Genomic DNA, 10,056 nt, shown 5'->3' on the forward strand with positions numbered 1-10,056 from the left:
GATGCCAGCGTACGCCCGTCATCTCACGATGTGCGCACCGGGTCCGCCATGCGGACATGACAGGCTGGACGCATGGAGTTCCTCGCCCCCGACGCCCCCAGCGGTACGCCGCTCTCGTGCGTGCTCTCCCCGCGTCGCGGTCGGTCTGGACTTCGACGGCACCCTCGCCCCGATCGTCGACGACCCCGCGCGGGCGTGGATCCACCCGGACGCCCCCGAGCTGGTGGTCGCGCTGGCCGAGAAGGTGCGCAGCCTCGCCATCGTCACGGGCCGGCCCGTCGGCCAACTGCTCGAGCTCAGCGGTCTGGAGGCCATCGGTCGCGACGTGGCCCGGCACGGTCAGGTCCTGGAGGTCCACGGCCAGTACGGCAACGAACACTGGACCTCCGCACACGGCATGGTGCACTCGCCCACTCCCCGGCCGCCCTCGCCCATTTCGTCGCCGCACTCCCCGGCAGGCTGACCGCGGCAGGGGCTGCGGACGCATACGTGGAGACCAAGCCGCTCGGGGTCGCCGTACACACCCGGCGGATGATCGATCCGTCGGCTGCCTTCGATCGGATCTGCGCACCGCTCACCGCACTCGCTGCCGAGCACGGACTCGACGTGGTGCCGGGCCGCCACGTGGTCGAAGTGCGGGTTCCGGGCCCCGACAAGGGCGACGCCGTACGACGCCACGCGGCCGAGAGCGCCGCCACGGGCTACCTCTTCGCGGGTGACGACCTGGGCGACCTGGCCGCGGCCGCCGCGGTCGGCGAGCTACGCGGCCGCGGACTCACCACCTTGGTCGTGTGCGCGACGTCGGACGAGGAGCCGGGACTACGCGAGGTCGCCGACATCGCGGTCCCCGGCGTCGACGGGATGATGGCCTTCCTGCGCCAGCTGCTGCTCGACGCGCAGGCTCAGCTGGCGTAGTCGGGCGTGAGGATCAGGGTGAGCCGGTCGAACCGCATCGGTTCCACGGCCGGCATCAGCCTCTTGATCCCGAGGTCCTTGCCGAGCTGTTTGGCAGCTCGCTCCAGCCGCGGCGGGTAGTAGACGGTGGTGGCGGGGATGGTGCCCCTCCAGTTGTCGGAGCCCACGACCTGCCAACCGGCCTCGGTGACCTTGGTGGCCGTGCGTCCGGCGAGGCCGGAGATGTTGGAGTTGTTGTAGACCTCGACGTAGATCTGCCCGCGCTTGATCGCAGGCTTCTTCTTCTTGGGCTTGGTCGTCTTCTCGGGGGTGGGCTCGGCCGTGGGGGGCACCACGGGCTGGCTGACGACGGCGACCTTCTCCTTGTCGTCGTCGCCCTGGGTGGCCACGAACGCGATGCCGGCCACGGCGACCGCGGCAACGCTGAGCAGGACGATCGGGGAAGGGGCGGTCATCTCAGACCTCGAAGCCGAGACGACGGGCAGAACGCTGACGCTGGCGGGCGGCGCGCAGACGCCGCAGCCGGCGCACCAGCAACGGGTCGGCGGCGAGCGCCTCCGGCTTGTCGATGAGCGCGTTGAGCACCTGGTAGTAGCGGGTCGACGACATGTCGAACTTCTCGCGGACGGCCTGCTCCTTGGCACCGGCGTACTTCCACCAGTGGCGCTCGAACTCGAGGATGTCGGCGTCGCGCTGCGACAGGTCGCTCGCGGCGGCGCTGCTGCCGGTGGTGACGGATTCTGCGGCGTCCATGTGGTTCGACCCCTCGAAGCTGCTCGCGGATGCTTGCGCCGTGGAGTCTACGCGTCCAAACAACAACGTTGTGATTCGTCGCTGGCGTGTCCCGAACGCCCCGAATCACACCCGTCCCACTGGACACCAGCAGGCACCGCGACGAAGATTCCTCCGGGAGGATCAGCCCGGGCCCTGTGGCCCCAACGGATGGGATCCATGCATGAGCAACACGACGAATGCAGCTCGCCTGCGCGACCTTGAGCGATTCGCCAACCTGACCGACGAGGAGATCAACCTCATCGCCGACAACGGCACCGCGGTGAACATCCCCGCCGACTGGTCACTGATCTGGGAGAAGACTCCAGCAGACAAGGCCTACCTGATCCTCGAGGGCGAGGTCTCGGTGCGCCACGGACGCGAGGAGATCGCCCGGCTCGGCGCGGGCGACACGGTGGGAGAGGCGGCGATCGTCAGCCACAAGCTGCGCAGCGCCTCGGTGGTCTCGGTGACCCCGCTCAAGGTCCTGCACTTCACCTCGGAAGCGGTGCAGTCCCTGCTCGACACCGTCCCGAGGTTCCGCGATGCGCTGGAGGAGACCACCCGCCAGCGCCTCGGCAGCTGACGCCGCTCGACGTCAGGCGACGCCGGAACGCAGGTAGTTGAGGACCGCGTGCACCCTGCGGTGCGCGCGGTCATCGGCATGCAGTCCGAGCTTGGCGAAGATCCGCTGCGTGTGCTTCTCCACGCCGCCCTCCGTGACGTGGAGGGCGGCGGCAACGGCCGAGTTGGAGTGGCCCTGGGCCATCAGCGCGAGCACCTCCGCTCCCGCGGGGTGAGGGTCGCGACCGGGTCCCTGCGCCTGCCCATCAGCTGACCGACCACCTGCGGGTCGAGCGACGTGCCACCGTCGGCCACGTCGGCCAGCGCGACCAGGAAGTCGTCGACATCACCGACGCGATCCTTCAACAGGTAGCCGACGCCGCCGTCTCCCCGGCCAACAGGTCGTCGGCGTAGGAGACCTCGACGTACTGGCTCAGCACCATGATCCGGGCCTCGGGCCAGGCGCCGCGCACCTCGACCGCGGCCCTCAGGCCCTCATCGGTGTGCGACGGCGGCATCCGTACGTCGACCACGCCCACCTCGGGACGGTGCTCGAGCATCGCGGCCACGAAACCCGGACCGTCACTGGCCTGGGCAACGACCTCGTGCCCGCCCTCGGACAGCAACAGGGCCAGGCCCTCGCGGAGCAGCACGGAGTCGTCGGCGATCACGATGCGCATGCCCCCAGCATCAGGCATCGGGCCGATCAGGTCAGCGGCACCCGGGCCCGAACGGTCGTCGGGCCGCCGTTCGGCGAGTGCACGTCGAGGGTCCCGCCGACGGCGGTGAGCCGTTGCTGCAGGCCGGCCAGACCCTGCCCCTTGCCGGGGTGCGCGCCGCCCTGACCGGCGTCGGTCACCTCCGCGACCACCGCGTCACGGTCCACGACCACCCGCACCCGAGCCCGGTCCACGCCGGCGTGCTTGGCCGCGTTGGTGAGCGCCTCGGAGACGGTGAAGTAGACGGCCGTCTCGACCTCGGGCGGCAGCGCGGCAGGCAGGTCGCGGTGCAGGTCGACCTCGACCGCGCTGCGGGCTGCGAGCTCGTCGAGGGCCACGGCGAGCCCGCGGTCCACGAGCAACGGCGGGGCGATCCCGCGAGAGAGCGCCCGCAGCTCGTTGACCGTCTCCCGGGTGTGCTGCTGCAGGTGCGCGAGGATCTCCGCCGCGCCGTCGGGGTTGTCGGCGAGCTGGCGCCGGGCCCGACCCAGGTCCATGTCCATCCGCACCAGCCGTTGTTGCGGCCCGTCGTGGATGTCACGCTCGAGTCGGCGCAGGGAGACCGCCTCGGCGGCGTGCGCGGCCTCGCGGGCACCCTCCGCGCGCCGTACCTCCGACAGGAGTTCCGCGCGGCTGTTGAGCAGGACGCTGGCGAGCGATGCGTGCAGCCAGGCCACGGCTCGCACCACGAAGGGCAGGGAGACGAGGGCGACCAGACCGATGACGGTGGTGAGGGTGACGTCGGCAGTGCGGCCGTCGCCCAGCCCGAGCAGCTCGGCCAACGGCTCGTCGTCGTCGCTGCGTGGGATCCAACGCTCCCAGAACCAGTAGGTCAGGCCGGTGAGCGAGGCGGCCCACCACACCGTGACGACCACGAAGGCCACCAGCCCGCTGACGAATCCGACGACGCCCCACACCAGGTCGAGCCACGACTGCGGGTCGCGGAGCCGTCGCAGCGCACGCACCCAGGGGTTCTGGCTCGGGCCGCCCCCGCGGTAGTGAACGGCGGGGAAGACCCGGCCCTGCAGCTTGCGCAACCGCAGTCGTTCGAGCTGGGCGAGGCCGCTCGAAGCGAGCACCGTCGCGCCGAGGATCGGGATGCCGATCCAGATGACCAGGGTGCCGAGGCCGAGGGCGACGCCGACGACCGTGAGCACGAATCCGGCCAGGCCCAGTGGCATCGCCGTCATGGCGTAGAGGGTGTCTTGCCCGAGGCGGGTGAAGAATCCGCCCGAGCGCCCCTGCAGGCGCCCGGAGCCGGTGCTCAGCGTGTCGTTGGTTTCCATGTGTCGAATCATTCTGCGTCCATGCCCCGGAATCGATCCAGTGGGCCCGAGACTTGTCTGTCGGGCCAGCCCGACATCCGAACCTGCACTTGGATCCCGCGAACCTGCACTTGGATCCCGCGAACCTGCACTTGGATCCCGCGAACCTGCACTTGGATCCCGCGAACCTGCACTTGGATCCCCGAGGAGCGCCTCAGTGCAGGTTCGGCGCCTCCAACTGAAGGTTCGGGAGATCCAACCGAAGGTTCGCGGGGTTTGCATTACGGCTAGGGTCAGGGGCATGACCGGTTCGGCGGACCTCGTGATCGTCGCCAACCGCCTGCCGGTCGACCAGGTCCGCAGCGCCACCGGCGAGGTGGCCTGGCAACGCTCGCCCGGCGGGCTGGTCAGTGCCCTCGAGCCGGTGATGCGTCAACGTGACGGCGCCTGGATCGGCTGGCCGGGAGTGGCCGAGGACGAGGTCGGCTCCTACGACCCGTTCACGGAGGACGGGCTGACCCTGGTGCCGGTCGGGCTCTCGGGCGCGGAGATCGAGGAGTTCTACGAGGGCTTCTGCAACGCCACCTTGTGGCCGCTCTACCACGACGTGGTCGCGCCCCCGGAGTTCCACCGCGAGTGGTGGGACGCCTACGTGCGGGTCAATCGGCGCTTCGCCGACCGAGCCGCGGAGATCGCCGCTCCCGGCGCCACCGTGTGGGTGCACGACTACCAGTTGCAGTTGGTGCCCCAGATGCTCCGCGAGATGCGCCCCGACGTCGCCATCGGCTTCTTCCTGCACATCCCGTTCCCTCCGTCCGAGCTCTTCATGCAGGTGCCCTGGCGCAAGGAGATCCTCGAGGGCATGCTCGGTGCCGATCTCGTCGGCTTCCAGGTCTCGGGCGCGGCCGCCAACTTCGTCCGCCTCACCCGATCCTTGGTCGGTCTGCGCACCCACCGCGACATGGTGATGACCCAGGACCGGCGCTCGGTGCGGGCGACCGCCTATCCGATCTCGATCGACGTGCAGCACTTCGAGAAGCTCGCCGGGAGCGAGTCCGTGATCGCCCGTGCCGCCCAGATCCGCAGGTCGCTCGGGGATCCCGAGCGGATCCTGCTCGGGATCGACCGCCTCGACTACACCAAGGGGATCCTGCCCCGCCTGCGCGCCTACTCGGAGTTGGTGGCGGAGGGCGAGTTCCGGATCGGCGAGACCGTCTTCGTGCAGGTCGCGACGCCGTCGCGCGAGCGGGTCCAGCAGTACCAGGTGCTCCGCAACCAGGTCGACCAGTTCGTGGGTCGGGTCAACGGCGACCTCGGCGCCCTCGGCCGGCCCGCCATCTCCTACCTGCACTCGTCGTTCCCCCAGCACGAGATGGCTGCGCTCTATCGCGCGGCCGACATCATGGTGGTCACGCCCTTCCGCGACGGCATGAACCTCGTCGCGAAGGAGTACGTCGCCTGTCGCCTCAACGACGACGGCGCCCTGGTGCTCTCCGAGTTCGCCGGCGCATCCGAGGAGCTCTCCCGGGCCTGGCTGATCAATCCCTACGACATCAACGGCATGAAGTCGACCATCCTGGCCGCTTCCCGCGCCGACCCGAAGGACACCACCCGGCGCATGAAGGCGCTGCGGCGAACGCTGCGCGACAACGACGTGGCCCAGTGGGCGACGAACTTCCTCACGGCACTCGAGGAGATGCGCCAGCTTCAGTGAAGCCCAGCCAGCCAGTCCAGGAGCACCTTCGTGGTCGCTGCGGGCTGCTCCTGCTGCACGTGGTGGCCGGCGCCCGGGATGACGGCCTCGCTCAGGTCCGCGAAGAGTGACCGGTCGACCTGGGTGAACTTGCGCACCGGGTCCAGCTCCCCGATGAAGAGCAGCGCCGGCTGGTCGATCCGCACCCCGAGCCACCGCGACTCGAAGGCCCAGTCCGCATCGGCAGCACGGTAGGAGCCGAATCCACCCGCGAACTCACGGCCTGCTCCACCGCGCCGGAACCCCTCGGCGTACGTCGCGAAGTCGGCCTCGGTGAGCCACGACCACGGCAAGGCCGGCGCAGGCGCCAGCGCATCGAGATAGCTCGAGGAACCGGCAGCGCCGAAGACCGAGAAATAGTTGCCGCCGGCCGACAGCGCCCAGAGCAGGCGGCGCAGGAACTCCTCGACGTGCTCGCCACCGAGATCGCGTTCCGCGACCCCCGGCGCCTGGAAGTAGTGCAGGTGCAGGAAGTGCTCCTCCCCGAGGGTGGCCCACGCCGCTGAGGGCGGGGCGTCCTGAGGCAGGTCGGCGAACGGCACCGTGCCGGCGACGGCCCGCACCCGATCGGGGTGGTGGCGGGCCAGGTTCCACGCATACTTGGCCCCGAAGTCCTGACCGACCACCACCGCCTGCTGCGCGCCGAGGGAGTCGATCACGCCGAGCAGGTCCTGTTCGATCGCCTCCGTGGTCCACGGCCCGTCAGCGGGACGCTCCGAGCCGCCGTAGCCCCGGGTGTCGATCGCGACGGTCTGCCAGCCCGCCTCCGCCAACGGTGCCATCTGGTGGCGCCAACTCCAGGCCGATCCGGGAAAACCGTGCACCAGCAGCACGAGTGGGCCGGTGCCGGCGGTCCGGGCGGAGAGCCGAATGCCGCCAGCGTCGATGTCGCAAGTCTCGATGAGCGTCATGGGACCACTGTGGCAGCGAATCGTCGCAGGCGTGACCCGGACCACACTCTTCGGAAGTAAGGCATGCCTAAACCCATGCTAGGGTCCGTTCGTCTGATGAAGGTAAGGCATCCCTAATCAAGATGCCGCCCACGAACCTCCAGGAGTCCCCGTGTCCCCGCTTCGCTCCGTCACGCCCAACCCCCGCGTGAGCGTGATCGTCCCGGCCTTCAACGAGGCCGCCAACCTCGAGCGCGTCCTGCCCACGCTTCCCTCCGTCCACGAGGTGATCGTGGTCGACGGCGAATCCACCGACGGCACGGCCGAGGCAGCGCGTCGCACCCTCCCCGGCTGCACGGTGATCAAGCAGACCCGCAAGGGCAAGGGAAATGCGCTCGCCTGCGGCTTCGCCGAAGCCACCGGCGACATCATCGTCATGTTCGACGCCGATGGCTCGGCCGACGCCCGGGAGATCGAGTTGATGGTCGCCGCGCTCGTCAACGGCGCCGACTTCGTCAAGGGCAGCCGGATGCTGCACGGGGGCGGCAGTGCCGACCTCACCGGCGTCCGCTCCGTCGGCAACCGGGCGCTCACCAAGACCGTCAACGTACTCTTCCGCACCCGCTACACCGACCTCTGCTACGGCTACAACGCCTTCTGGCGCGACACGTTGGAGACCTTCGACCTGCCAGACCCCACCATGACCGGCGAGCCGCAGTGGGGCGACGGGTTCGAGATCGAGACCCTTCTCAACTGCCGGGCGGCCGCGGCCCGGATGACGATCCTCGAGATCCCCAGCTTCGAGCACAGCCGCATCCACGGCCTCAGCAACCTGCGCGCCTTCCACGACGGCGTACGAGTGCTGCGCACCATCAACACCGAGCACCGGCGCCTGCGCATCCAGCGCCACGGCACCCGCCATCTCGGTGCGAGTGCCCGCTTCTCCGAGCGCCCCCGGCGGCAGCTCGCCACCGCCGCTGCCGATGGCGCTGCCTGAGCAGCCGGTCGAGCGGGGCCTCCCGACCCCCAGCATCGCGGTGGTCATCTGCACCTGGACCGCGGACCGGCTCGACCTGCTGCGTGCCGCGGTCGGGGAGTCGCTGGCCCAGCTCGGCCGCTGCGACGAGCTGGTCGTGGTGATCGACCACAACGAGGTGCTCCGAGCACAGTTGGCGCGCGAGTGGCACGGCACCCGTGCCCGCGTCGTCGGCAGCGAGGGGCCGCGCGGCCTCTCCGGGGCCCGCAACACCGGGGTGGGCGCGACGAAAGCCGACGTGCTCGTCTTCCTCGACGACGACGCCCTCCCGTCCGCGGGCTGGCTGGGCACCCTCCGCGAGGCCTTCGAGGACGCGACGGTGGCCGCGGTCGGCGGGGGCGTCGTCCCCCGCTGGTCGGCCGAACGACCCACCTGGTTCCCCGACGAGTTCGGCTGGGTCGTCGGCTGCGACTACACCGGCCTGGCCCCCGACGGCGCCGAGATCCGCAATCCGATCGGCGCCAACATGGCCGTCCGTCGTGACGTCCTGCCCTTGGGGATCCCTTCCGCACCGAGCTGGGCCGCGACTCCGCCCGTCCGTTGGGCTGTGAGGAGACCGAGCTCGGCATCAGGATCCGTCGGCACCGGCCGGAGGGCCGCATCATCCGGGTCGCCTCCGCCCGGGTGCACCACAACGTGCCTGCCGAACGCGCCCGGCTGCGCTACGTCCTGCGCCGGTGTTGGTACGAAGGCGTCTCCAAGCGGCAGCTGACCCGAGCGGTCGGCGGTGGTGCCGGCCTTTCTGCCGAGCGTGGCTACCTGCTCACCGTGCTGCCGGCAGCCTTCCTCCGTCATCTGTGCGCTCCACTGCGGCGGGAGCCGGGCGGCGTGGCGCGCGCCCTCGTCCTGACCCTGGGCACCCTGGCCACGGCACTCGGCTACGCAGCGGGACGACGATGAACACCACTGACTTCACCCCGATCCCCGTGATCGAGGTCGATGCCGCCGACCTCGCCGACCCCGGCTGGTCCGCAGACCGACTGACCCCCAACCAGCAGGGCCAGGTGTGCCTGCGAGTACGCCACCACGGCTGGCCACTGGCCCAGCAGGTGGAGACCGGACTGGCATCGGGCGACGACGCGGTGGCGCGGGTCCGAGCGATCGTCATCGAGCACCAGGGCGTCGTGCCCGACGGCTGGCCGCACCGTTATCCCACCGCGCAGCAGCTCGTCTCCGTCGTCGTGTGCACGCTCGGTCGCGAGCCACGGCTGCGGGCCACCATCACCTCGCTGCTCGAACAGAGCCATGCCCGGCTCGAGGTGATCGTCGTCGACAACGACCCGGCCACCGGACGCACCGCCAACCTGTTGGGCCACCTCACCGACCGACGCCTGCGGATCGTCCCCGAACCACGGCGCGGCCTCTCGGTCGCTCGCAACACCGGGCTGGCCGCGGCCCGGGCAGCCTGATCGCCTACACCGACGACGATGCCGTCGCCGACTCCGGTTGGATCGCAGCACTCGTCAGTGTCTTCGCCGCCGACGACGGCCGGCTGGGCTGCGTGACGGGGCTCGTGCTGCCGGCGGAGTTCGCGACCGCCCAGCAACTCTTCTTCGAGGAGTGCTCCGGCTTCTCGAAGGGCTTCGTCGCCATGCACTGGTCACGGGGAGAGCCGGCTCCCAAGGTCGCGGCCCTCACCGTGCCCGGGCATCGAGGGATCACCTTCCCCTTCAGCGGCGGCGAGTTCGGCTCCGGCAACAACATGGCGTTCCGCGCCGACACGTTGCGCCGGTTGGGCGGGTTCGACGTCGCTCTCGGCGCTGGCAGCCCGACCAGGGGCGGAGAGGACCTCGACATCTTCCGGCGAGTCCACCTCGCCGGACACGGCATCGTCTATCACCCGGCGGCAATCGTCACCCACCACCACCGACGCGAGCACGAGGCGCTGCGCGACCAGATGTTCGGCTACGGCTCGGGCATGGCTGCGGTCATCACGAAGCAGGTGTGCAGCGGCAATCTCCTGCCCATCCTGCGGCGCCTGCCGGCCGCCCTGCGTCTGCTGCTCAGCCCGCATTCGGAGAAGAACGCCGACAAGTCCGCCCAGTTCCCCGCCGATGTCAGCCGGGCAGAGCTGAAGGGCTACCTGGCCGGTCCGTGGCTCTACCTGCGCGCCGTCCTCCGCGCCCGATCGCTGCGTCGGTGA

At 70.3% G+C, this 10,056-nt stretch carries 13 protein-coding genes and 1 pseudogene; 9 read left to right on the forward strand and 5 right to left on the reverse strand.

Annotated elements, in window-relative coordinates; translation table 11 throughout:
• The first annotated feature begins 1 nt into the window (after position 1).
• Together L1066_RS27075 and L1066_RS27080 are read left to right on the forward strand one after the other, a co-directional pair.
• A complete protein-coding gene (locus L1066_RS27075) occupies positions 2-463 on the forward strand; it encodes a trehalose-phosphatase (RefSeq protein WP_283095534.1) in 462 nt (153 codons plus the stop codon).
• Between the two features lie 26 nt (positions 464-489).
• Positions 490-915, forward strand: coding sequence for a trehalose-phosphatase (locus L1066_RS27080; RefSeq protein ID WP_312008372.1), 426 nt, complete (start codon positions 490-492; stop codon positions 913-915).
• On the opposite strand, the gene L1066_RS20480 is transcribed toward L1066_RS27080, so the two are convergent.
• Together L1066_RS20480 and napA are read right to left on the reverse strand one after the other, a co-directional pair.
• Positions 903-1,370 carry a LytR C-terminal domain-containing protein gene (locus L1066_RS20480; RefSeq protein ID WP_235738033.1) on the reverse strand — a complete coding sequence of 156 codons (468 nt, stop codon included), beginning with the start codon at positions 1,368-1,370 and terminating at the stop codon, positions 903-905. The two genes, L1066_RS27080 and L1066_RS20480, sit on opposite strands and share 13 nt — an antisense overlap.
• Position 1,371: 1 nt before the next feature.
• Entirely contained in the window at positions 1,372-1,734 is a 363-nt protein-coding gene (gene napA, locus L1066_RS20485) for a nucleoid-associated protein NapA (protein WP_512699728.1), read from the reverse strand.
• 136 nt (positions 1,735-1,870) lie between these two features.
• Between napA and L1066_RS20490 the strand changes: the two genes are divergently transcribed.
• Positions 1,871-2,272, forward strand: a complete 402-nt coding sequence (locus L1066_RS20490; protein ID WP_235738035.1) for a Crp/Fnr family transcriptional regulator — start codon at positions 1,871-1,873, stop codon at positions 2,270-2,272.
• A 12-nt stretch (positions 2,273-2,284) separates the two neighbouring features.
• Here L1066_RS20490 and L1066_RS20495 read toward each other — a convergent pair.
• Positions 2,285-2,930: pseudogene (locus L1066_RS20495) on the reverse strand (LuxR C-terminal-related transcriptional regulator).
• Positions 2,931-2,956: 26 nt separating this feature from the next.
• Positions 2,957-4,255 (reverse strand): sensor histidine kinase, encoded by a 1,299-nt coding sequence (locus L1066_RS20500; RefSeq protein WP_235738036.1) that lies wholly within the window; start codon positions 4,253-4,255, stop codon positions 2,957-2,959.
• A gap of 280 nt (positions 4,256-4,535) precedes the next feature.
• On the opposite strand from L1066_RS20500, the gene L1066_RS20505 reads away from it, so the two are divergent.
• A complete protein-coding gene (locus L1066_RS20505; RefSeq protein ID WP_235738037.1) occupies positions 4,536-5,948 on the forward strand; it encodes an alpha,alpha-trehalose-phosphate synthase (UDP-forming) in 1,413 nt (470 codons plus the stop codon).
• On the opposite strand, the gene L1066_RS20510 is transcribed toward L1066_RS20505, so the two are convergent.
• A complete protein-coding gene (locus L1066_RS20510; RefSeq protein WP_235738038.1) occupies positions 5,942-6,898 on the reverse strand; it encodes an alpha/beta fold hydrolase in 957 nt (318 codons plus the stop codon). The genes L1066_RS20505 and L1066_RS20510 overlap by 7 nt on opposite strands.
• Positions 6,899-7,049: 151 nt before the next feature.
• Here L1066_RS20510 and L1066_RS20515 point away from each other — a divergent pair, with 151 nt between their 5' ends.
• From L1066_RS20515 to L1066_RS27090, 5 genes are read left to right on the forward strand one after another with little or no spacing between them, the layout of a single operon-like run.
• On the forward strand, positions 7,050-7,874 hold the full coding sequence (locus L1066_RS20515; protein WP_235738040.1) for a glycosyltransferase family 2 protein: 825 nt from the start codon (positions 7,050-7,052) through the stop codon (positions 7,872-7,874).
• Positions 7,861-8,625, forward strand: coding sequence for a glycosyltransferase family 2 protein (locus L1066_RS20520; protein WP_235738042.1), 765 nt, complete (start codon positions 7,861-7,863; stop codon positions 8,623-8,625). The genes L1066_RS20515 and L1066_RS20520 overlap by 14 nt, the downstream gene beginning before the upstream one ends.
• The gene (locus L1066_RS20525; protein ID WP_235738044.1) at positions 8,550-8,813 is read left to right on the forward strand and encodes a hypothetical protein; all 264 of its coding nucleotides are present in this window, start codon (positions 8,550-8,552) and stop codon (positions 8,811-8,813) included. The genes L1066_RS20520 and L1066_RS20525 overlap by 76 nt, the downstream gene beginning before the upstream one ends.
• Complete coding sequence (locus L1066_RS27085; protein WP_283095535.1) at positions 8,810-9,322, forward strand: glycosyltransferase family A protein; 513 nt, start codon at positions 8,810-8,812, stop codon at positions 9,320-9,322. The genes L1066_RS20525 and L1066_RS27085 overlap by 4 nt, the downstream gene beginning before the upstream one ends.
• Before the next feature lie 41 nt (positions 9,323-9,363).
• Entirely contained in the window at positions 9,364-10,056 is a 693-nt protein-coding gene (locus L1066_RS27090) for a glycosyltransferase family 2 protein (RefSeq protein WP_312008386.1), read from the forward strand.

Origin of the sequence: Nocardioides alcanivorans (assembly GCF_021555175.1) — a bacterium.
In the GTDB taxonomy this organism is placed as follows: domain Bacteria; phylum Actinomycetota; class Actinomycetes; order Propionibacteriales; family Nocardioidaceae; genus Nocardioides; species Nocardioides alcanivorans.

Bases quoted from the DNA above. Each gene is read 5' to 3' on its own strand.
- L1066_RS27075 (WP_283095534.1), top strand. From the start codon at position 2: ATGCCAGCGTACGCCCGTCATCTCACGATGTGCGCACCGGGTCCGCCA.
- L1066_RS20480 (WP_235738033.1), bottom strand. From the start codon at position 1,370: ATGACCGCCCCTTCCCCGATCGTCCTGCTCAGCGTTGCCGCGGTCGCC.
- L1066_RS20490 (WP_235738035.1), top strand. From the start codon at position 1,871: ATGAGCAACACGACGAATGCAGCTCGCCTGCGCGACCTTGAGCGATTC.
- L1066_RS20500 (WP_235738036.1), bottom strand. From the start codon at position 4,255: ATGGAAACCAACGACACGCTGAGCACCGGCTCCGGGCGCCTGCAGGGG.
- L1066_RS20505 (WP_235738037.1), top strand. From the start codon at position 4,536: ATGACCGGTTCGGCGGACCTCGTGATCGTCGCCAACCGCCTGCCGGTC.
- L1066_RS20510 (WP_235738038.1), bottom strand. From the start codon at position 6,898: ATGACGCTCATCGAGACTTGCGACATCGACGCTGGCGGCATTCGGCTC.
- L1066_RS20520 (WP_235738042.1), top strand. From the start codon at position 7,861: ATGGCGCTGCCTGAGCAGCCGGTCGAGCGGGGCCTCCCGACCCCCAGC.
- L1066_RS27085 (WP_283095535.1), top strand. From the start codon at position 8,810: ATGAACACCACTGACTTCACCCCGATCCCCGTGATCGAGGTCGATGCC.